The sequence below is a fragment of the Acinetobacter sp. 243_ASPC genome, assembly GCF_001054715.1.
In the GTDB taxonomy this organism is placed as follows: domain Bacteria; phylum Pseudomonadota; class Gammaproteobacteria; order Pseudomonadales; family Moraxellaceae; genus Acinetobacter; species Acinetobacter soli.
Genome location: NZ_JVOR01000088.1, coordinates 1 through 23,437, shown reverse-complemented (window position 1 = coordinate 23,437; position 23,437 = coordinate 1). Strand labels below are relative to the sequence as shown.

General features: G+C 43.4%; 23 protein-coding genes. 14 read left to right on the top strand and 9 right to left on the bottom strand.

What is annotated here, in order from left to right; translation table 11 throughout:
* Positions 1-73: 73 nt before the first annotated feature.
* From paaG to sohB, 9 genes are all read left to right on the top strand, one after another.
* Complete coding sequence (gene paaG / locus ADA42_RS10400; protein ID WP_048765078.1) at positions 74-865, top strand: 2-(1,2-epoxy-1,2-dihydrophenyl)acetyl-CoA isomerase PaaG; 792 nt, start codon at positions 74-76, stop codon at positions 863-865.
* 219 nt (positions 866-1,084) lie between these two features.
* A complete protein-coding gene (paaK, locus tag ADA42_RS10395) occupies positions 1,085-2,377 on the top strand; it encodes a phenylacetate--CoA ligase PaaK (RefSeq protein WP_004946430.1) in 1,293 nt (430 codons plus the stop codon).
* A gap of 63 nt (positions 2,378-2,440) precedes the next feature.
* A complete protein-coding gene (paaX, locus tag ADA42_RS10390; protein WP_025094249.1) occupies positions 2,441-3,388 on the top strand; it encodes a phenylacetic acid degradation operon negative regulatory protein PaaX in 948 nt (315 codons plus the stop codon).
* 34 nt (positions 3,389-3,422) lie between these two features.
* On the top strand, positions 3,423-4,037 hold the full coding sequence (locus ADA42_RS10385; RefSeq protein WP_048765075.1) for a gamma carbonic anhydrase family protein: 615 nt from the start codon (positions 3,423-3,425) through the stop codon (positions 4,035-4,037).
* 272 nt (positions 4,038-4,309) lie between these two features.
* Positions 4,310-5,341 carry a substrate-binding domain-containing protein gene (locus tag ADA42_RS10380; RefSeq protein ID WP_004936473.1) on the top strand — a complete coding sequence of 344 codons (1,032 nt, stop codon included), beginning with the start codon at positions 4,310-4,312 and terminating at the stop codon, positions 5,339-5,341.
* A 103-nt stretch (positions 5,342-5,444) separates the two neighbouring features.
* The gene (pstC, locus tag ADA42_RS10375; protein WP_048765073.1) at positions 5,445-6,824 is read left to right on the top strand and encodes a phosphate ABC transporter permease subunit PstC; all 1,380 of its coding nucleotides are present in this window, start codon (positions 5,445-5,447) and stop codon (positions 6,822-6,824) included.
* Positions 6,821-8,218: a phosphate ABC transporter permease PstA gene (pstA, locus tag ADA42_RS10370; protein ID WP_048765071.1), complete on the top strand. Its 1,398-nt coding sequence runs from the start codon at positions 6,821-6,823 to the stop codon at positions 8,216-8,218. The genes pstC and pstA overlap by 4 nt, the downstream gene beginning before the upstream one ends.
* Positions 8,219-8,232: 14 nt before the next feature.
* A complete protein-coding gene (pstB, locus tag ADA42_RS10365) occupies positions 8,233-9,141 on the top strand; it encodes a phosphate ABC transporter ATP-binding protein PstB (RefSeq protein WP_004936484.1) in 909 nt (302 codons plus the stop codon).
* 146 nt (positions 9,142-9,287) lie between these two features.
* Entirely contained in the window at positions 9,288-10,250 is a 963-nt protein-coding gene (gene sohB, locus ADA42_RS10360) for a protease SohB (RefSeq protein ID WP_004936485.1), read from the top strand.
* Positions 10,251-10,351: 101 nt separating this feature from the next.
* Here the strand turns inward: sohB and purB are convergent, their stop codons facing one another.
* The 4 genes from purB to ADA42_RS10340 are packed head-to-tail and all read right to left on the bottom strand — an operon-like array spanning position 10,352 to position 14,167.
* On the bottom strand, positions 10,352-11,740 hold the full coding sequence (gene purB / locus ADA42_RS10355) for an adenylosuccinate lyase (RefSeq protein WP_048765070.1): 1,389 nt from the start codon (positions 11,738-11,740) through the stop codon (positions 10,352-10,354).
* Positions 11,741-11,795: 55 nt separating this feature from the next.
* Positions 11,796-12,527: a high frequency lysogenization protein HflD gene (gene hflD, locus ADA42_RS10350; protein ID WP_004936491.1), complete on the bottom strand. Its 732-nt coding sequence runs from the start codon at positions 12,525-12,527 to the stop codon at positions 11,796-11,798.
* Between the two features lie 13 nt (positions 12,528-12,540).
* Positions 12,541-13,674, bottom strand: coding sequence for a tRNA 2-thiouridine(34) synthase MnmA (gene mnmA, locus ADA42_RS10345; protein WP_004936496.1), 1,134 nt, complete (start codon positions 13,672-13,674; stop codon positions 12,541-12,543).
* Between the two features lie 4 nt (positions 13,675-13,678).
* Positions 13,679-14,167, bottom strand: coding sequence for an NUDIX hydrolase (locus ADA42_RS10340; RefSeq protein WP_048765145.1), 489 nt, complete (start codon positions 14,165-14,167; stop codon positions 13,679-13,681).
* Between the two features lie 329 nt (positions 14,168-14,496).
* On the opposite strand from ADA42_RS10340, the gene ADA42_RS10335 reads away from it, so the two are divergent.
* Positions 14,497-15,792: an alpha/beta hydrolase family protein gene (locus ADA42_RS10335; protein WP_048765068.1), complete on the top strand. Its 1,296-nt coding sequence runs from the start codon at positions 14,497-14,499 to the stop codon at positions 15,790-15,792.
* A 46-nt stretch (positions 15,793-15,838) separates the two neighbouring features.
* On the opposite strand, the gene ADA42_RS10330 is transcribed toward ADA42_RS10335, so the two are convergent.
* The 3 genes from ADA42_RS10330 to ADA42_RS10320 all read right to left on the bottom strand — a co-directional run bounded on the left by ADA42_RS10330 (position 15,839) and on the right by ADA42_RS10320 (position 18,140).
* Positions 15,839-16,384 (bottom strand): gamma carbonic anhydrase family protein, encoded by a 546-nt coding sequence (locus tag ADA42_RS10330; protein WP_025094244.1) that lies wholly within the window; start codon positions 16,382-16,384, stop codon positions 15,839-15,841.
* A 91-nt stretch (positions 16,385-16,475) separates the two neighbouring features.
* A complete protein-coding gene (dacC, locus tag ADA42_RS10325; RefSeq protein ID WP_004936509.1) occupies positions 16,476-17,624 on the bottom strand; it encodes a D-alanyl-D-alanine carboxypeptidase PBP5/6 in 1,149 nt (382 codons plus the stop codon).
* Between the two features lie 117 nt (positions 17,625-17,741).
* Positions 17,742-18,140, bottom strand: a complete 399-nt coding sequence (locus ADA42_RS10320) for an MCR_0457 family protein (RefSeq protein ID WP_004946453.1) — start codon at positions 18,138-18,140, stop codon at positions 17,742-17,744.
* 248 nt (positions 18,141-18,388) lie between these two features.
* On the opposite strand from ADA42_RS10320, the gene surE reads away from it, so the two are divergent.
* From surE to ADA42_RS10305, 3 genes are all read left to right on the top strand, one after another.
* The gene (gene surE / locus ADA42_RS10315; RefSeq protein WP_004946454.1) at positions 18,389-19,156 is read left to right on the top strand and encodes a 5'/3'-nucleotidase SurE; all 768 of its coding nucleotides are present in this window, start codon (positions 18,389-18,391) and stop codon (positions 19,154-19,156) included.
* A gap of 130 nt (positions 19,157-19,286) precedes the next feature.
* Entirely contained in the window at positions 19,287-20,120 is an 834-nt protein-coding gene (locus ADA42_RS10310) for a peptidoglycan DD-metalloendopeptidase family protein (RefSeq protein ID WP_004936518.1), read from the top strand.
* A gap of 109 nt (positions 20,121-20,229) precedes the next feature.
* Complete coding sequence (locus tag ADA42_RS10305) at positions 20,230-21,159, top strand: LysR family transcriptional regulator (protein ID WP_004936521.1); 930 nt, start codon at positions 20,230-20,232, stop codon at positions 21,157-21,159.
* Between the two features lie 49 nt (positions 21,160-21,208).
* On the opposite strand, the gene ADA42_RS10300 is transcribed toward ADA42_RS10305, so the two are convergent.
* Positions 21,209-22,423, bottom strand: a complete 1,215-nt coding sequence (locus ADA42_RS10300) for an aspartate aminotransferase family protein (protein WP_025094241.1) — start codon at positions 22,421-22,423, stop codon at positions 21,209-21,211.
* Positions 22,424-22,588: 165 nt separating this feature from the next.
* Between ADA42_RS10300 and grxD the strand changes: the two genes are divergently transcribed.
* Positions 22,589-22,930, top strand: coding sequence for a Grx4 family monothiol glutaredoxin (grxD, locus tag ADA42_RS10295; RefSeq protein WP_004936530.1), 342 nt, complete (start codon positions 22,589-22,591; stop codon positions 22,928-22,930).
* A 44-nt stretch (positions 22,931-22,974) separates the two neighbouring features.
* Here the strand turns inward: grxD and ADA42_RS10290 are convergent, their stop codons facing one another.
* On the bottom strand, positions 22,975-23,316 hold the full coding sequence (locus tag ADA42_RS10290) for a hypothetical protein (protein ID WP_025094240.1): 342 nt from the start codon (positions 23,314-23,316) through the stop codon (positions 22,975-22,977).
* Positions 23,317-23,437 lie beyond the last annotated feature (121 nt).

Here is a 23,437-nt window from a genome sequence, read left to right as displayed (position 1 = left end):
TTTGCTTAAAAGCATGCCTGATGCCCTGAATAAAAGACCGGATGAAACAAGAATCAGAAAATTGGAGAGTAAAATGGAATTTCAAACCATAATTGTGCAAGAACACAATGCGGTGGGTTATCTCACCTTAAACCGACCACAGCAACTCAACAGCTTTAACGAAACTATGCATCATGAGGTATCAAAAGTGATGCAGCAATGGACCCAAAATCCCCAGATTCGCGCCGTGGTAATCACAGGATATGGCCGAGGATTTTGTGCCGGACAAGACCTCAATGATCGCGTGGTCGATCCAGATGCCGATGCGCCCGATCTAGGTTTATCGATTGAAAAATATTACAACCCGCTGATTCAGTGCATTACCGAAATGCCAAAACCAGTGATTTGTGCGGTAAATGGTGTGGCTGCGGGTGCAGGTGCCAATATCGCGTTGGCATGTGATATTGTGGTTGCGGCTGAATCTGCCACCTTTATACAAGCATTTTGTCGCTTGGGACTGGTACCGGACTCAGGTGGCACATGGTTTTTACCTCGTTTGGTTGGTCGAGCACAAGCCATGGGACTGGCAATGCTGGGCGATAAAGTGACGGCACAACGTGCGCTTGAACTCGGCATGATCTGGCAGGTCGTACCCGATGATCAATTACAGCAGACCACCACAGATCTGGCTGAGCATTTGGCCAAGCAACCGACGTATGGTTTGTCGCTAATTAAAAAAGCAATCCATGCCTCGGCGCATAACCCACTTGAAACACAGCTACTTTTAGAGCGTGATTATCAACGCCTTGCAGGTCGCTCAAATGATTACCGCGAGGGCGTGCAGGCGTTTATGCAAAAACGTGTGCCGCAGTATTCTGGCTGCTAGTAAATTGTAAAGCTTTGCACATGCAACAATGAATGAAAAACACGATACTGTAGCCCAAATGACATTCCATAACGATGAAATGGTCTAAATCAAAATGTACGAGATTCGGTTTGTGCTTATGTTTTTTGGCTATAACCTAATACCAATGACGATTGAATTGATGACAACAACTCGCATGATCGAGATAAATAGCAGTCAGGATGACTGAGGAGCCAGACGGTGAATAAGAATGCATTAGATGCGATTGAAACAGCCTCAATCGATGAATTGCGCAGTGTACAGTTTGAGCGTATGCAAAAAACATTGCGTCACGCCTACCAAAACAGTCCAGCGTACCAAAAAAAGTTTGATGAAGCAGGTGTACATCCCAACGATTTTAAACAATTGGAAGATTTGGCAAAATTTCCATTTACTACAAAAAAAGACCTACGTGACAATTATCCGTTTGGAATGTTTGCGGTGCCACAAGAACAAATTGTGCGTGTGCATGCCTCTTCAGGTACAACGGGACAACCCACTGTGGTTGGTTACACCCAGCAAGATATTCATTTATGGGCAGATGTCGTGGCACGTTCTTTGCGCGCTGCCGGATTGACTGCAAAGGATGTGATACAGGTTTCCTACGGCTATGGCCTGTTTACAGGTGGGCTAGGTGCCCATTATGGTGCTGAGCGTTTAGGCGCTACCGTCATCCCGATGTCGGGAGGTCAAACCGAACGTCAGGTACAATTGATTCAAGATTTTAAGCCAACTGCACTTATGGTGACGCCATCTTATTGCCTGAATATTATTGAAGGGCTTGAAAAGCAAATGGGCAATGCCAGAGCGTGCTCAATCAAGACGGGCATATTTGGAGCAGAGCCGTGGACCAATGAAATGCGCCATGAAATCGAACAGCGCTTGGGTATTGATGCACTCGATATCTACGGATTGTCTGAGGTGATGGGTCCTGGTGTGGCAATGGAATGTCTGGAAAGTAAAGATGGACCAACCATTTGGGAAGATCATTTTTATCCGGAAATTATACATCCAGAAACAGGTGAGGTTTTGCCAGATGGCGAATTAGGTGAGCTGGTCTTTACCACGATTACCAAAGAGGGAATGCCGGTGATTCGTTACCGTACGCGTGATTTGACCCGTCTTTTACCCGGCACAGCACGCACAATGCGCCGAATGGATAAAATTATTGGGCGCAGTGACGATATGATGATTATTCGTGGTGTAAATGTGTTTCCATCACAAATTGAGGAACAGATTTTACATATTCCGCAATTGGTGCCAAATTATCAGATCCAGATTTGTAAACATGGTCACTTGGATACCTTGCATATTCGTGCTGAAATGCGAAGTGAGCTTAGTGACGCGTTGGCGCCCCAACTGTGCGTACAATTGCAAAATCGGATCAAAACCATGGTGGGAATTTCAGTAAAAGTCGAGATTTTATGTGAGGGAAGTTTACCTCGCTCCGAAGGTAAGGCTCAGCGTGTGTTCGATACCCGAAAATCGGCGTAATTCAATCAAAATGATCCGTCATGGGATGGATCATTTTTTTCTAAACAAGGTGTAAGAAACGAAATGAATCAGAAATTAAAACAAATTATCGATGAATTCGTTCAGAAAGAAGCTTTAAGTGTCACCTCACTGATCATGACTATTTTTGGTGATTGTATTTTTCACCGTGGAGGAATGATCAGTCTGGCCAGTTTGATACAGCTCATTGAAACCTTGGGTGTAAATGAACGTTCTGTTCGTACCGCCGTATTTCGTCTGGTCAAAAATGGTTGGCTGGTTTCCGAGAAAGTTGGTCGTACCAGTTATTATCGAATTACTGAAAGTAGCCGTCAGCGCTTTATCAATGCAGACCAAAAAATTTATAGCCTGAGCCACCATGAATGGGATCAGCAATGGGATTTGGTTCTGCTCAGTTCGGTAGAAATTGAAAATAAGATTCAACTAAAAAAAGAGCTGGAGTGGTTGGGTTTTGCCAATATTGCGACAAATCTGATGGCTTATCCAGGGTGTGATCATTTAAAACTGCAAAGCTTACTCATGAATTTGAGCATGACCGATCAGGTGGTCATTTTTAAAGCGCAAACACTTAAATTGTGGCAAGAATCGAACCAAACTGTAAAACGTATGGTCGAAAGTAATTGGCCAGTTCAGGAGTTACATGAGCGCTATGGAAAGTTTATTGGTGATTTTCGTGAGCTACTCGGTATCATTGAAAATGAAGATGCACTAGATCCATTGCAGGCGTTTCAAATCCGTATTTTATTGATTCACCAATATCGCCGTATTTTACTGAAAGATCCAAATTTACCATTTGAGCTGCTGCCGTCTCACTGGCTATCACTCAATGCACGTAACCTGACTGGCAACTTATATCAACTGGTGTTTCATGAGGCAGAAAGCTTCTTTTTGCATACTGCACGCACATCAGAAGGGGCGATGCCGTCAGCGCATCCGCAGTTTTATAAGCGCTTTGGTGGACTGGTTCTGGAAAAAAATGAGCCTGTTGCCTAAGTGTAATGGCTGTTTCATGTAATGGAGCAAAGTGATGCCGTGTTATTCAATTGATGATGTGATTCCTGTGATTAGTCCGCATGCCTATGTGCATCCTACTGCGGTATTGATTGGGGATGTGATTATTGAAGACGGCGTGTATGTTGGGCCGCTTGCCTCACTGCGTGCCGACTTTGGTCGCATTCATGTACAGGCCAATGCCAACATCCAAGATGCGTGCGTGATTCATGGTTTTCCAAACAGTATTACCCAAGTTGCAGAGCGCGCGCATGTGGGTCATGGTGCGATATTACATGGTTGTACATTGCATCATAATGTTTTGATTGGTATGCACAGCGTCATTCTTGACGGGGCTGTTATTGGGGAAAATACAATTGTAGGCGCGCACAGTTTGGTAAAGGCAAAGATGCAAGTACCTGCGAATGTGATGCTGGTAGGTAGCCCAGCCAAGGTCATTCGAGAATTAACTGAGGCAGAAAAAAACTGGAAACAGCAGGGAACACAAACTTACATCGAGTTAGCACAGCGCTGCTTACACAGCATGCAGGAAGTGCAGCCGCACGCGCAGATACATTCACATCGACGCGATTATCGCGATTTTTTTTCGCAACATGTCACAAAACATGAATATTTGACCAAGCAGCCTTGATCCCTAATTGAGAGTTCTGAGTTGAGTGAAATTCAGCCATTTGATGGTGTTCTGAGCGAATCCTTGATTTTAAAAATATTTTTACATTAACAATAAATTAAGCGCAGATTCTGTTTGATTGAAAAAAATGACAATAAAAATTTATCATCATAAAAGCGTCATAAAGTTGTCACTTAATTGTCATATTATCTGCTCAGAATGCAGTTAACCAAAGTACAACACTTAAATAAAGAAAGCGTTGTCATTAAATTGCACAAATGAGAGAAAACAGAATGCGCTTAAATCCACGTCACATCGCCATCGCATTAGCAGTATCTGGGGCAACTTTAGCGACAGCTGCAAATGCAGCCCGCGACACGATTCAGATTGCAGGATCTTCTACCGTATTGCCATATGCAAGTATTGTGGCAGAAGAATTTGGTAATACATTCCCTCAATTTAAAACACCTGTAGTAGGCTCAGGCGGTACTTCAGGCGGCTTAAAGCAGTTTTGTCAAGGCGTGGGCGACAACACCATTGATATCGCGAATGCATCTCGTAAAATTAAAGATACTGAGTTGGCAGCATGTAAAAAATCTGGCGTAAATCAAGTCCAAGAAATCAAAATTGGTTACGACGGTATCGTGTTTGCATCGAACTCATCTAAACCGGCTTACAAACTTAAACCAGCTTTTGTTTTCGCTGCATTGGCAGAAAAACTTCCGTCGAATGGTCAGTTGGTTCCAAACCCGTATACACGTTGGAATCAAATTGACAAATCGCTTCCAAACGAACCGATTACTTTAGTCATTCCAGCGTCTAACCACGGTACACGTGAAGTGTTCCAAGAAAAAATGGTTGAAGCAGGCTGTGAATCATACGAATATTTCAAGAAGTTAGATAAAGACGACCAGAAGAAAGCATGTTCGGCATTCCGTAAAGACGGACGTGTGATCGAAATTTCAGGCGACTACACAGAAACACTTGCGCGCCTTAAAACATCACCAAGTGCGGTGGGTGTATTTGGTTTAGGTTTCTACGATCAAAACCGTGACAAGCTACGTGTTGCAACTGTAAATAACGTGGCACCATCTGAAAAAACCATTTTGAATGGCAGCTACCCAGTTTCTCGTCCGTTGTTCTTCTATGTAAAAGGTGAACACTTAAAATCAATCAAAGGTTTACCACAATACGTTGAGTTCTTTATCAACAAGAAAACCTCGGGTAAAGGTTCTAAACTTGAGAAAGCGGGTTTGATTTCAATGTCTGATTCAGAGCGTGCAAAAGTCTTGGCAGACTTTAAAGCGGGTAAATCAGTTAAGTAATTTGTTTAACATTGGAAAGCTGATGGTGATTCAACAACACCATCAGCTTTTTTCTAGCAAAGTTTTTTCAAAGAATCAAAATTGAAAAAACGGTGGAGATTACATGAATCTGCTATTGATTGGCGTGCTATTGGCTTTGATTGCTATAGCTTATCAAATCGGGTTATCTAAAAGCCGTAGCCTAGCAGGTAAGGGAAATAATTCCGCGTTATTGCACTCACGCCCGGGTTATTACGGTGCGCTGGTGGCGTTATGGTGTGGTATCCCTGCGTTTTTAATTTTAATTGTTTGGAATATTGCTGAACCGCATTTTTTAAAACAAATTGTACTCAATCAGGTACCTGCTTCCATTTATGCAGGTATGGATCAAGCCAGTGTTGAAGTGCTGCTCAATCGTGTAAAAGCCATTGCATCAGGTTTTGGAGTAACCGATCAGCCTACCGCATATGAGCTGGCTGCAGCGCAGCAACTGGCAAAATTCCAGACCATTGGCTCTTATGCCAAGCTGGCTGTGGTGTTGTGTGCTGCTATTGCAGGCCTTCTTTTTGCCAAGAAACGCATCGGTCAAAGCTACCGTGCGCGAAACAAAGTCGAGCGTGTGATTAACATTACCTTGGCGCTGTGTTCAGGTGTGGCGATTTTAACTACTTTGGGCATTGTAATGTCGATGTTTAGTGAGGCATTACGCTTTTTCAGTTTTGTTAGTCCCTTTGATTTCTTCTTCGGTACCGAATGGAATCCGGGCTTTAGCACATCAGGGAATGCCGAAGGGAGTTATGGCCTGTTGCCTTTACTCTGGGGCACCCTAATGGTGAGTGGTATTGCACTATTGGTGTCTGTTCCGCTAGGCCTGATGATTGCGATTTACTTATCTGAGTATGCATCTTCAACGCTGCGCTCATGGGCAAAACCAACCATCGAGATTCTGGCTGGTATTCCCACCATTGTATATGGTGTGTTTGCACTGATGGTGATTGGGCCGTTCTTTAAAGAAGCAGGTGAAATGATTGGTCTTAATATCACCGCAACCAGCGCACTTACAGCCGGTTTCGTTATGGGTATCATGATCATTCCGTTTGTTTCTTCACTTTCAGATGACATTATTACCCAAGTTCCTCGCGCACTTCGTGATGGCTCTTTAGGTTTGGGTGCAACCAAATCGGAAACCATCCGTCAGGTGGTCTTGCCAGCTGCACTACCCGGTATTATTGGTGCATTTTTGCTCGCGGCATCTCGTGCGATTGGTGAAACCATGATTGTGGTATTGGCCGCAGGTAACAGCCCGCTATTGCATATCAATCCGCTTGAAGCTGTATCGACCGTTACGGTGACGATTGTGAATCAGCTCACTGGTGATACCGACTTTGCAAGTCCACAGGCTTTGGTGGCTTTTGCCCTTGGTTTAACCCTTTTTGTGATCACGCTTGGTCTCAACATTATTGCACTCTACATCGTGCGTAAATATCGTGAGCAATACGAATGAGTCTATCCAATACATCTACACCAGTGGATCAGAATGCATTTGATCCACAAGTTGCCGCCGAATTACGTGCGAAGCGCAAAAGTAAAATTCAAAAGTCGCTGGCAAAACGTCATCGCAAAGAAAAGTCGTTTCGTATATTCGGCTTATCCGCAGTGGTCATTGGTTTGCTGTTTGTTGCTTTATTATTCGGCAGTATTTTGGCCAAAGGCTTACCTGCATTTTGGCAAACCAGCGTGACTGTTCCTGTTTATTTCGACCCGACGATTATCAATGCTGGCCCTAAGCCTACTCAAGCAGCAGGTGAGACCCCAGCGCACTTTCAGGAACGCTATATCGATTGGCAAACCAAAATGGGCATGGTCGATTGGGATGCACTCATCGTAAACGGCATGATTGCTAAAGATCCAGCTTTGGCTGCCAAACGTGATGATCTCACCAGTTTATATACCAGTTCGGAAGCCTATCGTTTACGCGATATGGTATTTCAAGATCCGTCTTTAGTGGGTAAGCGCGAAGAGATCAAGTTCTTGGCCGATGCCAACATTGATGTCTGGCTGACAGGTAAAATTGACCGTTCTTTACCAGACGATCAGCAACAGCTCAGCCCGGAAGTTCGACAGTTGGCCGATCAGCTTGAAGCAAAAGGCATTTTGTCACATACCTTTAATACCAGTTTGTTTACCAACCCAGACTCGCGTAGCTCTCCTGCAACGAGTGGTTTAGCTGGTGCATTCATGGGCTCGTTGTTCATGATGCTGATCGTGATTTTTATCTCTATCCCGATTGGTGTGGCCAGTGCGATTTATCTGGAAGAGTTTGCTAAACAAAATATCTTAACCGACACCATCGAAGTCAATATCAACAACTTAGCGGCGGTACCTTCAATCGTATTTGGTTTGCTTGGGGCTGCCATCTTTATTAACTGGATGCATCTACCACTTTCTGCGCCGTTGGTTGGGGGCTTGGTACTGAGTTTAATGACTTTACCGACAGTGATTATTACCACGCGTGCATCTTTAAAAGCGGTACCGCCTTCGATTCGTCAGGCTGCACTCGGTCTAGGTGCATCAAAAGTACAAACCGTTTTTCATCATGTTTTACCATTGGCGCTTCCTGGTATTTTAACCGGTGCCATCATTGGTGTGGCACAGGCTTTAGGTGAAACAGCACCACTGTTATTGATCGGGATGAGTGCTTTCGTTGCGAGTATACCGACTTCTCCACTGGATCAATCTACTGCGCTTCCGGTTCAGATTTTCTTGTGGCAGGGTAACGAGCTGCGCAATTTCTTCGAAGGCCGAACCGCCGCTGCGATTATTGTGTTGCTGGTGATGATGATTGGCTTAAACAGCCTTGCCATTTGGTTACGTAAAAAGTTTGAAGTGCGTTGGTAATTGAGGAACAGATCATGAATACTATGAATACAACCCGTCCCGTAGAAAAGGATACGACAGTGACCTCAGAACAAATGCAGTCTACTGGTACAGATACACCACAAAAACGTCATGGTTCATTTGTGTCAATCGATCCGAACACATCACCTAAAAAAGACGTAAACAAAACCATTAAGATCAGCACCAGCGATGTGCATGTATATTATGGCGAAAGTGAAGCCATTAAAGGGATCGATCTGGAAGTTTACGAAAACGAAGTGATTGCCTTTATTGGACCATCGGGCTGTGGTAAATCGACCTTTTTGCGTACCTTAAACCGCATGAATGACACGATTGATAGTTGCCGAGTGACAGGTAAAGTGTTGCTCGACAACCAAGACATTTATGATCCAAATCTGGATGTTGTGTTGCTTCGTGCCCAAGTGGGCATGGTGTTCCAAAAGCCAAACCCATTTCCAAAATCTATTTTTGAAAATGTTGCATATGGCCCGAAGCTTCACGGTTTGGCGCGCGATAAATACGACCTTGAAGAAATTGTTGAAAATAGCTTGCATAAAGCAGGTTTGTGGGATGAAGTGAAAGATCGTCTGAATCAGCCGGGTACTGGTCTTTCGGGTGGTCAGCAACAGCGTTTATGTATTGCACGAACCATTGCGGTAAGTCCAGATGTGATTTTAATGGATGAGCCATGTTCGGCACTAGATCCGATTGCAACGGCAAAAATTGAAGAACTGATTTCAGAGCTTTCGCATCAGTACACTATCGCGATTGTTACCCACTCGATGCAGCAGGCGGCACGTGTTTCAGATCGTACGGCGTACTTCCATTTGGGTGATTTGATCGAAGTGAACTCAACTGAAAAAGTCTTCACGCAGCCAGATCATCAATTAACAGAGGCTTACATCACTGGACGTTTCGGTTGATGAAACGTATAAGAGAAGGCCTTCGGGCCTTTTTTTATGCCTAAAAATAGGGCGTAAACTTGACTGTTTTCAAAATAGATATTGAATTTTCTAAAGAATGTCCTCATCTTTATCTAAATAATGTGCAATTAGAGAATGGCCGAACTATGTTATTTCATTTACCTAAATTACCAGCCGAATTACGTGTCACACATTTAAATGCACGTGTAAATGAACAACGAAAAAAGATTGCACAAACCACTGCATCTAAACTTGAGCTGTTACAGCTCACACAACAACTTGCCAAAGAAGCCAAAGCACGTAAGAAAAAGAACCAGAAAGTGTATGTACTCGATTTTAAAGGTGATGTACAAGCTTCTGCTGTTGAGCAGCTTCGTGAAGAAATTACGCTCATTCTGGCGACTGCAAAATCTGGTAAAGATCGTGTGGTACTGCGTCTAGAAAGCCCGGGTGGCATGGTGCATGGTTATGGTCTGGCAGCTGCGCAGTTGGTACGTTTGCGTGATGCGGGCTTTCATCTGACCATCGTGGTCGATAAAGTGGCGGCGAGTGGCGGCTACATGATGGCGTGTATTGCGAGTGAAATTATTTCTGCGCCTTTTGCCATTTTAGGCTCGATTGGTGTGGTGGCTCAGGTGCCAAATTTCAATCGATTACTCAAAGAACATAATGTAGATTTTGAGCTGTATACTGCCGGTGAATATAAACGTACCGTGACCATGTTTGGTGAAAACACCCCTGAAGGAAAAGCTAAATTCGAGCAAGAACTTCAACAAACCCATGCATTATTTAAGCATTTTGTAGAAAAGTATCGTCCACAGCTCAATGTTGAAAAAGTTGCAACGGGTGAGCATTGGTATGGTCAAGATGCACTTGATCTAAATCTGGTCGACAAGCTGCAAACCTCAGATGAATATTTACTGAGCTTGTTACCACAGCATGATGTATTCGTGATTACAACACGTAAAAAACCAACACTTGGTGAAAAATTAGGTCTTCAAGCTGCTCAGATTGCAGATACACTGATTCCTGCTGTAGTGTCCAAACTTACCGACACCTTGATCAAAGCCAATGGGCATTTGGTACAGCTACGCGATCCTAAGCTTTAATCTTACGCATAATATTTTTTAAAAAAAACGCGTAGTAACTCACGAACGCAATAAAAAAAGCGGAATTTAAATTCCGCTTTTTTTATGACTAGAAGACCAACTTAGAGTTTGGCAATGAGGTCATGAATTTGTTTTGCTTGATCTGCAGCATTACCGGTATAGCTTGCTGGCGTCATTTCAGCCAAACGTGCACGATCTTCACTCGGTACTTGAGTCAATTCATCACCATTGACGAAGTTCACCATCATATCGCGTGTCATGGCTTGACCACGTGTTAAAGCTTTTAGCTTTTCATATGGTTTTTCAACGTTGTAACGGCGCATTACAGTCTGAATTGGCTCAGCCAATACTTCCTGTGCTTGATCTAGATCTTCGGCAAGACGAGCAGCGTTGAGTTCAAGTTTACCAATACCTTTTAAGCAAGCTTCAAAAGCAATTAAACTTTGAGCAAAACCAACACCCATATTACGCAATACGGTTGAATCGGTCAGGTCACGCTGCCAGCGTGACACTGGAAGTTTCTCGCCCAAATGTGCCAGTACCGCATTGGCAATACCAAGGTTACCTTCTGAGTTTTCAAAGTCAATCGGATTGACCTTGTGTGGCATGGTTGAAGAACCTACTTCGCCATCTTTAAGCTTTTGCTTGAAATAACCCAACGAAATATAACCCCAAACGTCGCGGTTAAAATCGATCAAGATGGTGTTGTAACGACGTAGCGCATCAAACAACTCGGCCATATAATCGTGTGGCTCGATTTGCGTGGTGTACGGGTTGAAGTTCAAGCCTAAAGATTCAACAAATGCTTGCGCATGCGCAGCCCAGTCAATCGATGGATACGCCGACAAGTGTGCATTGTAGTTACCGACCGCGCCATTGATTTTGCCAAGCAATTCGACATTTTCAAATTGTTTAATCTGACGTGCCAAACGGTAAGCCACGTTTGCCATTTCTTTACCAAGCGTGGTTGGGCTGGCAGTCTGGCCATGTGTACGAGACAACATTGATTGTTCGGCATGCGTGGTTGCAAGCGCAGCAATTGCATTTAAGATGTCTTTCATGCTCGCCACAAGTACATCACGACCATTTTTAAGCATTAAAGCATGTGACAAGTTATTGATGTCTTCAGAGGTACATGCAAAGTGAATGAATTCACCTGCATTTTTGAGTTCATCGATATTTGCAATTTTTTCTTTCAAGAAATACTCAACTGCTTTCACATCGTGGTTGGTGGTGCGTTCGATTTCTTTAATGCGGTTCGCATCATCTTCAGAAAAATCTGCAACGATTGCGTCGAGTGCTGCATTGGTTTGAGCTGAAAAAGGAGCAATCTCAATGATTTCGGCGTGGTTCGCAAGTGCTTGTAACCAGCGAACTTCAACTGTCACACGAGCATGAATCAAACCAAACTCAGAAAGAAAAGGGCGCAAAGCATCACATTTGCTGGCATAACGTCCGTCTAATGGAGAGAGGGCAGTTAAAGCGTTCATAGAGATTCCTTAAACAGGGAATTGACGTAAAACGAAAATCGCAGCAGCATCAGATCTAGACCATTTGATACTGTAAGCGAGCGAGAGTTTGAATATCTTGAAGCAATTTACGTTTGCTAAAAATCATGTTCCATGAACTACCACCGAGCTGGCGCCACAGATGTGCAAGTTGCAAGCCGGTAAACAAGCAGGCACGAATGCGATTGGTATGATTTGCATCTTTAAATGCTTCTGCATTACCGCGTACCAAAATCCGTGGGTTAATCTGACCTGCGGTATCGACATAGGCTTGGGCAAGATTTGCAATAATGCTGGAGTGTAAATAGTTATGATCAAAAAAAGACAATTGCTTGAGAATTTTTTGCTGTGATTTTTCAATAATTGCCACATATTCGGGATTGCTATACACCTTTTTTTCAAGATGAAGCAGCGCCATGGCATACGACATAGGTAGCTTAGCGCTTGGCATTTTGGGGATTTTTGTTTTTGGCGTGGGACTAAATGGTTGGTTGATACTGCTTTCAAGCGTTTTGAGGCCAAGAGCGATATCGCCGAGTTGATTAAAAAAGTCCAGTGTTTGTGTTGAGGAGTTCACCGCAGGTCGGATATTTAGGCTGGCTTTAATGAGTTGCTCAAAATAAAAATTCCCGCTTTCCCCAATACTTTGCTGTCCGGTCATGGCGGTCATATGGGTCAGCTGGGTGGCTTGAAAGACACCCGCCAACGCTAACGCACGGTTCTGACGAACATTCAATGATTGAGGCTGTTGAAAAGGGGTATCAACCATGCCTAAGATCCCTTTATATAAAATCAGGTTTTGGGGCGTTGGTATTGAGGATTACACCACCACCCAAACAAATTTCATCCGAATAAAAAACAACACTTTGACCCGGTGTAACGGCGCGTTGCGGTTGGTCAAACTCAACTCTTATACGGTTTTCGTTGTGTTCATCACGGTAAATTGTACACGCTTGATCTGGCTGACGGTAGCGAGTTTTTGCAGTACATCGGAAACCTGTAGCAGGAATTTCCTGTTCACCCGCGACCCAATCAATATTTTCACTCCAAAGTGCGGTACTTTGCATCAAAGGATGTTCATGACCTTGACCAACCACCAAACGGTTGTTTTCCAAGTCTTTGTGCAATACAAACCAAGCACCTTCGCTCGCACCTTTCATGCCACCTAAGCCAATACCGCCACGCTGACCCAGCGTATAGTACATCAAGCCATGATGTTCACCAACGTCTTTACCATTATCGAGTACAATTTTACCCGGCTGAGCTGGCAGATATTGCTTTAAGAAGTCATTGAATCGGCGTTCCCCAATAAAGCAGATACCCGTCGAATCTTTTTTCTTAGCGGTGGCTAAATCCAACTGTTCAGCGATCTTGCGAACTTCAGGCTTTTCGATTTCACCTACAGGGAACAAAGTTTTATTAATTTCGCGACCATGTACAGCGTGCAAGAAGTAGGTCTGATCTTTATTGTTGTCTACACCACGCAATAACGGTGCATACGTTTCACCACGTGAGTTTTGCATACTTGAACCACGGCGTGCATAGTGGCCTGTTGCAATAAAATCTGCACCGAGTGTCATGGCGTGATCTAAAAATGCACGAAACTTGATTTCTTTATTGCACAAAATATCCGGGTTAGGCGTACGCCCAGCAGCATATTCTGCTAAAAAGTGTTCAAATACGCGGTCCCAATATTCCATTGCAAAATTTGCAGTATGTAGCTTGATCCCAATTTTGTCGGCCACAGCCTGAGCATCAGCCAAATCTTCTAGTGCTGTGCAATACTCGGTTCCATCATCTTCTTCCCAGTTTTTCATGAAAAGACCTTCAACCTGATAACCCTGTTGAAGTAAAAGTGCAGCAGAAACAGATGAATCTACACCACCAGACATACCGACGATGACACGTTGTTGCATAGGACTAGGCATCCAATTGAGAAGTGAGGGGAGAAGCGAAGGGATGCTCATATACGAGCGATAAAGGATATTTCTTTCCAGCCAAGGCATCTTGAATGGCTTTTAAAACCAGCGGGCTTCGAGCACGTGCCGAAATTTCAAGCTCATCTGGCGTCATCCAGACTGCAGCGACGATATCGGTGTCGAGTTGTGCTTCTGTATCGACATCTAGCACATGCGCCAAAAAGCAAAATCGATAATAGGTGTGATCTGGAAACATGGGCGGCGTATAGCTGTAAATGCCAAGTAAATGGTTGATTTCCACGCGATGCGCTGTTTCTTCAAAAGTCTCACGAATCGCGGCATCAATAAGCGTTTCGCCAGCTTCGACATGGCCTGCAGGCTGGTTAAACACTGTATGTACGAAGCCTTCGCTGTGTTCTTCAACCAATAAGAATCGGCCATTTTTTTCGACAACAGTGGCAACGGTGACATGAGGTGTCCAAGCAGTCATAAACAGCACCATGATTTTAAAACGCATATTCTACAAAATTTGCACCTTTGTGGCTAGGCTATAACGCGGTGCAGTGAGCCATTAAGGTAAAAAGCACGCAAAAACTCACATTCAAGGTGCATTAAAAATAGTGTTAAAGCAATCTTTTAAGTCTAAATATAGAATCTCCAGTATTTGCTAAGACCTTTAGAATGACTACAGAGTAATGCAAAAACATGAAGGAGTAGACAGATTTAATTTCTATTAATGTTTCAAGTATGATCAAAATGTGATTTTATAATGAAGCCCCTAAGGATTAGGGTATAAATTAAAATAACTGGAATAATATCATGCAAAAAATATTGAAAAAACGGATGCTTGCACTTTCATGCTTATCGGTATTCATGCTGGCGGCTTGTAATGATGATGACAATTCATCTGGTAGCGTGGGTTCATCTACATATGTATCAGAATCGGCTTACGCAAAGGAATCACTAAGTGAAGCCGCTTCAATCACGGTCATGACGTATAAAATGCAAAGCGTCAGAAATGTCGCTGTCAATGCAACCGCAATGATTTTATTCCCGAAAACTGCGCAGCCGGCAGATGGCTATCGCGTTGTGGTCTGGGAACACGGAACCTTAGGTGTGGGCGATAGCTGTGCCCCTACCAATAATCTACTTGGGCCACGCTTTAAAGATCCATTGGCTAAAAGTCTTTTGGCTGCAGGTTACGTGATTGTGGCACCAGATTATGAAGGACTTGGAACGCCAGGAATACATCCTTATTTGCATCTTGAAAGTGAAGCACGTTCTGCAATTTCGGCTGTTAAGGCAGCACAGGAACATTATGGCAGCAAGCTTAATAAACAATGGATGTCGATTGGTCAGTCACAAGGTGGCCAGGCATCATTGGGAACAGCCGAATTTGCTAATAGTGACGCTAACTTTAAGGGCGCTGTGGCAGGCGCACCTGCATCGAGTTTGGGTCAGATTATTTTTAGTGTTGCACCAGCTGCACTTGCGGCTGCCGAACAAAAAGAATTAGATGCCGGTGCAAGTTTGGCCTATCGTGCAGAAAATGGCTCTATTGGGGCTTATGCAACTTTACTGACCTATGCTGCATTTGCTGCAGTCGGAATTAAGGCATCCGATCCAAGTTTTAACTACAGAGAAATCTTTAGTGATACGCGCTCACAACTGATTGCTGAAATGGCAGAAGGAAGTACGGGTGAAAACGGATTGTGTCTTGACAGTACAGATCCGGTGAATGCGCCACAAGACAGTCTACGCTATCGATTTGCTCAAGATATTGTTAAGTTTTTAAGTGACAATCCAAGTAAAAAGCTTCTAGATTATCCTGGATTAAATCAGCAGAAATTTGAAGCCAGTGCGCAAATCAAATCATTTTTGGCGGCAAGTCAGCCGGGCACAAAAAAGATTGATAAACCGATCATGATTATTCAGGGAACCGCAGATATGAGTGTGCCGTATCCTGTTACGCTCGCGCTCTATAACGCGATGAAAGCACAGGGAACTAATGTGCAGTTACTCACTGTACCAGGTGCTACACATACCCAAGCGATCGTCGATAAAAACGCCGATGCAGTGAACTTTATTCAGACTTATATGCCGGCTCGTCCTTAAGCAAACATCACCCCAAGATTTTAAGCGTCAATCTTGGGGTGATAGCTTAGGCTTCTAATTGATTTAAATAGTTATTTTTAACCCTCACATAATGCTGTGCCGAATAAGGCAAAAATGCTTTTTCTTTTTCGGTTAATGGACGCACTTGAACCACAGGGCTACCCACATACAAATAACCACTTTCAAGTCGTTTACGTGGTGGAACCAAGCTTCCTGCACCAATCATGACATCATCTTCAATCATCGCGTCATCTAAAATCACGGTATTAATTCCAACCAAAACACGATTTCCGATGGTACAGCCATGCAAGGTTACATGATGGCCAATGGTAACGTCTTCCCCAATGGTTAGGGGTGAACCATTCGGTTTGGTCTCATTTTTATGGCTTACGTGCAGCATGCAGTGATCTTGTACATTACTGTTGCGACCAATCCGAATCTGATTTACATCGCCCCGAATCACAGCAAATGGCCAGACCGACGCATGTTCAGCCAGCTGAACATCACCAATCACAACCGACATTTCATCGACGTAACAGCTTGAGTCGATTTTAGGTTGATGTTCGAGATAAGGACGTATATTTTTTTTCATTAGTGATCAATATCGTTGAGTTTTATACAGTATAAAAGAAAAAAGGCATTCATGTTTAAAACAAGAATGCCTTCATTTTTATTACAACCAATTAAAACAGGTTGCTAAAAAACTGCTTGATATGGTCGATCAAACGCGAGAAAAAGCCCGCTTCTTCGACTGGTTTTAGTGCCACCAATGGTTTTTCTGCAATCACTTTACCATCAAGTGTTGCAACCAATTTGCCCACAACCTGACCTTTTTGTAGCGGTGCATTCAATTTTGGTTGTACAACCAATTGGGTTTTAATGTTGTCTGCCTGACCTTTTGGCATAGTGACATTGAAGTTTTCTGCCAAACCAATCTGCACTTCATTTTCTTTACCAAACCATACTTTGGCCTTGGCAAGCACTTGATTTGCAGGTTGAACGTTTACCGTTTCAAAGTTTGAAAAGCCCCATGCTAAAAGAGTACGGGTTTGGTTGGCACGCTCATTAACACTATTGGTTCCAAAAATAACTGAAATCAAGCGCATTGGCCCACGTTTACTCGATGTGGTGAGGCAGTAACCTGCTTCCGAGGTGTGTCCAGTTTTTAAACCGTCTACGCTAGGGTCGGTGTATAGCAATGCATTACGGTTACCTTGCTTAATACCGTTAAAGGTGAATTCTTTTTCTGAATAAATTGGGTAGTACTTTGAACTGTCTTTAATGATGTGCTGTGCAAGCAGTGCCATATCTTTGGCAGATGAATAATGACCCTCTGCCGGTAAGCCAGTCGAGTTCATAAAGTGGGTATTCACCATACCTAAACGTTTGGCTTCTTGGTTCATCATGTGGGCAAATGTACCTTCATTGCCTGCCACATGCTCTGCCATGGCTTTAGAAGCATCATTACCCGATTGCACAATAATACCACGCAACATTTCAAGGACTGTTGCCGTGCCATTTAAGGGTACATACATACACGATTCTGAACTACTTCCGCGGCACCATGCAGATTCATTCATACGAACCTGTTCGCCTTCGGTTAATTCGCCTTTTAAAAGCTTCTGCTCAATGATGTAACTGGTCATCATTTTGGTCATTGAAGCCGGTGCAAGATGCTCATTTTCATTTTTAGATGCAAGAATTTGACCGGTTTCATAATCCATCAGGACATAGGATTTGTTATTTAATTCTGGTGGTGTGGATAACACAGTTGCTGCATAGGAAAATGAGGGTAAAAGAACGAGTGCAGCAAGGGCGCTTTTTAGAGTCATTTCTAGTTGGTCCAATATCTTGAGTAAAGCAGAAGAGCCTAGCATTTTAGGATAAAGCAAAGCCGACTTCTACGGGAAAGTCGGCTTATTTCACACAGTATTGTAAATACGATTAAATTATGACTTATATGCTTTTACATCTTCGCAAACAGCACGATTTTGCTCATCACCAGCCTTTTTGGCATCAGCACGCGCTTCTTTTAAAAACTTCTGGAAATTTTTTTGTTTGCTGAGTTTTTCTAATGCCTCATCTGGATTACTTTCGTTTGGCATATAGTCTTTAACCAAACGTGAGTAGCCAGATTCAAATGCAGCTTTGTCTTGTGCAACCAATTTTGGGCAAATTTCATGCAGTACACGGATTGCTGCGAGCTCTTCTTGCGTAATGCCTTCTTGCGGTGTCACTTCAATATTTTCAGACATATCTTTCGCATCGGCAGCGTGAACCACGGGTAATAGGGCACTCGATACAACAAGCAAAGCGGAGGAAATACGTAAAGCAATCGATTTTTTCATTGTTGACCTAAATCACATCTAAAATACAGTAATTTCACTAGAGTACCGTGATCTGAAAAGAATAAAAGTCAAAAATGTATACTTGATGTTGGTTTATCGAAAAATCATACAGGTGAAAAGAGTACATAATCATCTTAAAAATCAGCATGATTTTTGCGCAGTGCATCGCTTTGGGGCTTGAATATTGATAAGAACATGGCGATATAATCGGAGCCTTGTTTTCGTTGATTAGATAGAGTCTGCTTGAAGTGAATATTTTAATAGCCAATGACGACGGTGTGTTTGCTCCCGGAATTCAAGCATTAGCCAAAGCATTACGTCCGCTGGGGCGGGTGGTCATCGTGGCACCAGAAAGTGAGCGCAGTGGCTACTCGAGTGCCTTAACGCTTGACCGACCACTGCGTCCGATTCAAATTGCACAAGATGTCTGGGCGGTCAACGGTACTCCTGCCGACTGTGTATATCTGTCAATGAACGGCTTGTTTGATTTTGAGTTTGATCTGGTCGTGAGCGGAATTAACAGCGGCGCCAATTTAGGTGACGATGTACTGTACTCGGGTACGGTGGGTGCTGCATTTGAAGGACGCTTAATGAAGCAGCCAGCGATTGCGGTGTCTCTGGCAGGCAGTAATGTGCGTTCTTATGAAAATATCAACGACTATGCCGTTGCTGCACAATGGGTTCATGACTTTATTAAAAAAGGACTGCCAAATTTACCGGCACGTCATATTCTCAATATCAATATTCCAGACGTGCCTGAGCTAAAAGGCGAAAAAGTCACCTATCAGGGGCTACGTGGTCAAGCCAAGCCAATTACCAGTCATGTCGATCCGCGTGGACGTCAGGTCTATTGGATTGGTCTTGCTGGGGAAGCTGTTACAGATCCAAGAAAAACGCCGTCACATATCCAGTCAGATTTCTTTGCAGTCGCCAATGGTTATGTCAGCATTACCCCGATTCAGATGGATGCAACCAATTATAATATTTTAGAAGACTTACAGACATATATAGGCTAGAGCTATAACTGACCGCGCTGTAAGTGTTGTAACTTTGTGAAAAAAAGGTGAAGAGACTCGTTTCTTCATCCTTTTTTGGTAATCTTAGTGCAACGATTTGTTAGTGTTGCTTGATTCGAGAGGGAGATAAATGCAATTGCTTCGACAACAACGGGATTTTAATGCTTCGGCCCATACTTTCATCAAAACAATAATGTTGTCTGCTGCGGTTGCTGGTACACTTGCAATCACCGGATGTGCCTCAAAACCTCAGATAAATCAGCAAGTTAGATATACGAGTGCGCCAGATTACTATACGGTGCGTTCAGGTGATACATTAAGCGGAATTGCCGCACGTTATGGTTTAAATTATTTAAATGTGGCAGAGCTCAATGATATTGCGCCGCCATATCGCATTTACGTAAATCAATCTTTACGTTTGAAAGGCTCGGCAAGCCGTCGCTCTGTGACTACTCAGCCAATGGTTCAATCTGCACCTATTCAACGCCAGAGTATTAATTTACCGACCACAACGGCGCAAACCACTCCACCAAGAACCACCACGCCTGTAAATACTGTACCAGCGCCAGTTGTTCCTGTTTCGCCTGTACCAAGTACTTTGCGCTGGATGAAACCATCGAATGGTCCAGTCATTCAAAGCTTTAATTTGGCAAGTAATATCAAAGGGATACGCTATGGTGGAAACCAAGGTGATCCAGTCTTCGCAGCAGCAAACGGTCAGGTAGTATATGCGGCAGATGGCTTAAAAGAATATGGAAACTTGGTGCTTGTTAAACATGTCGATGGCTATATTACAGCGTATGCACATAACAGCAAGATGCTCGTAAAAAGCGGAGATAATGTAACGGCCGGTCAAAAAATTGCTGAAATGGGATCTTCAGGTACAAACCGCGTGATGCTTGAGTTTCAGGTGCGTTTAGATGGTAAACCGATTAATCCTGCCAACATTATCCCAATTAACTAATAGGAATTATGAATTAGATAATGCAAAGCATAGATTTCTCCGTATAATACAACGAGTTGCTTTTATCATATTTAGATAAGGAGCATCTCATAAGTTCAGAGGGAAATTTATGTTAGATCAACTTCGAGCAATGGGAGTATTTGCTTGTGTTGTAGAGAAAAGTTCGTTCAGTGGTGCAGCCCGAAATTTGGGTATCACCACCAGTGCCGTCAGTCAGCAAATTCGGTCACTAGAGCAGGAGATGGATGTTACACTGCTACATCGCTCTACCCGAAAGTTAAGCTTAACTGAGGCTGGACAAGCTTTTTTCCACAGTTGTCAAGAAATGCTCGCTGCTGCAGAGCGTGGAAAAATTCGGATCAACGAATTAAGAGATGATTTAATCGGGGATCTTCGCATTGCGACGACACCAGAGTTAGGTGCATTCCACGTGATTCCTGCATTGTCACATTGGATGTCTGCTCATCGCGGATTGTCCGTTCATTTTGAAGCTGATCATCGGTATATAGATCTTATTGAAGGGCGGATTGATATAGCCATTCGGATGAGCCAACGTATAGACGATCAGAGTTTAAATGCCATTCCGATGGCGCGTGTCGATCAAGTATTGGTCGCCTCGCCAAGTTATTTAAATCAATCGGCTCCAATTTCGCGCCCAGAAGATTTGGCGAATCATGATCTCATTCCAATTAATCTGATGAATGGTTATCAAGATTTTTCGTTTCAACACGCATCAAGTGGTGAACGCGTCGATCTTCAGATGAAAAATCGTTTGCAAACAAATAACGTATTTATCGCCAAAGCGCTATGCCAGCAAGGCCACGGCGTTGCCAGAATATTGTATTTGGATGTTCAAAAAGAATTGATCAATGGCTCGCTGGTCGAGGTCTTACCGGATTGGAACCTTCCTGCATTTAATTTGTATGCACTGACTCAAAAGCGCGAACAGCAACCGATGAAAATTCATCGTTGTCTAGATGCTCTCAAACAATATTTTGGCCAGCTTCCAGGCGGTCGTAATTTGTTAGAAGCATGCTAAGCGCAGAATAAAAAAAGCCGCTGATGCGGCTTTTTTTGATTGATTTAACTTAGGCCTTGATAAAATCTGTAATGGCCGGCACTAAGCGCGCCAAAAGGTCATCGGCTTGTTCAAATGTCATATTGAGTGGTGGGAGTAAACGGACTACGTTTCCTGCGGTCACATTGACAATCAGCTTATAATTGTCACGTGCACTATGCACGATATCAGCACATGGCATAGGTAATTCAATACCAATCATCATACCGAAGCCACGCACCTGAACTGAAAACTCTCCGAGACGTTCGCGTAACTGTTCAACAATATAACTGCCCACTTTTTCCGCATTTTCGATGACATTCTCTTTTTGAATGGTATCAATTACGGTGTAAACCACTCGTGAACCCAGCACTGTTCCACCATATGTCGAACCATGGCTACCTGGCCCAAGCAGACCAACAGCTTTGCCTTGCGTCATCACAGCACCCACCGGAAAACCATTGCCTAAGCCTTTAGCGGTTGTCAGAACATCGGGAATAATATTGGTGTGCTGGTAAGCAAAGTACTTTCCTGTACGGCCGTTTCCAGTTTGAATCTCGTCTAGCATCATCAGCCAATTGTGTTGATTACACAACGCACGCACTTCTTCAAGATAGCTAAAACCTTGAGGTGCAGTATTAATACCGCCTTCGCCCTGAATCGGTTCAATTAAAATAGCCACGATATCAGGATGATGAAGAGCAGCTTCTTGAATCGCTTCAACATCACCAAAAGGAACGCGTATAAAGCCTTCTACCAATGGATAAAAGCCTTCTTGTACTTTACTGTTGCCAGTTGCAGATAAAGTGGCGAGGGTACGGCCATGAAAAGATTTTTCAGCCACAATAATTTTAGGCTGGCGAATCCCTTGCTGTGCGCCAAACTTACGCGCAATCTTGATTGCGCCTTCGTTGGACTCGGCACCACTGTTTGAAAAGAAAATTTCGTGCATGCCTGAAACTTCAGCCAGCTTTTGTGCTGCTGCCGTTTGCCATGGAATTTCAAAGATATTACTGGTATGTACCAACGTCGCGGCCTGTTCGGCGATCGCCTCGGCAATGACAGGGTGTGCATGACCCAGTCCACATACCGCAATACCGGTTAAGGCATCGAGATACTCGGTTCCATCTTCCGTATAAAGATAAGATCCTCGGCCTCGCACAAAACTGATCGCTTGGCGGCCATAGGTTGCCATCAAATGAGTGGGTTGATCAGGTTGTACAGGGGCGAGGGTGATGTGATTCATATCGTACTCTTATCTGTGAAAAGAAATGAATTAAAAAGGGTATATAAGCAAAAACTCTTCAGGAAAGAAAGTATAAAACGAAAATTAAGCGAGAAATCTTAGGATCAGGCACACGGATTGTATACTTTTAGGTATAATGCCCTGAGAATAGTTGAGGATTTATCTATGACTGAACAAGCGCGTGATACAGAAGCGTTAATTCGTGACCAAATTGCTAAACATGCAGTGTTACTTTACATGAAAGGTACGCCACAATTTCCACAGTGTGGTTTTTCTGCGCGTGCAGTTGAAGCGCTGAGTCAAATTGGGCGACCATTTGCTTATGTCAATATTCTCGAAAATCCAGATATTCGTGCAACATTGCCGGGCATTGCAAACTGGCCGACATTCCCTCAATTATGGGTCAATGGCGAACTTGTTGGTGGCAGCGACATCATGCTCGAAATGTTCCAAAATGGTGAGTTAAAGCCATTAATCGAGCAGCATAGTCCAGCTCCAGAAGCATAATGCTGATATAAAAAATCCCACATTATTGTGGGATTTTTTTGTTTTTATTTACTGTCTTCTTTCACATCTTTCGCTGCTTTCTCGACATGTGCAGCGGCATCATGAGTCGCATCACGTGTTGCAGCTTCAGTTTTTTGAGCTGCATTTTCAGTTGAAGCAGCTGCTTTATCGGCAGCAGCATCGATTTTAGCCGCAGCGTTGTCTGTAGCCGATTCAATTTTTTGAGCTGCGTTGTGTGAAGCATCTTTAATATCGTGGCCTGCTTGATTTGCTGCATTTTCCAAATGTTGGCCTGTTGTTGCGCCTGTCTCAGGGGTTTTTTCTTTACTACAACCCACCAGTGCCACAGCGGCCGCCAAGCTTGCAATCATCATCAGTTTTTTCATTGTATATTTCCTTTTTGTGAGGCATCCGATTGATATCGAAGTTAATTCATTATGCTAAAAATTATGTTATCTACTGATTTAAATTTGTAATTAAAATGTTTAAAAATGCAATAAAAAAAAA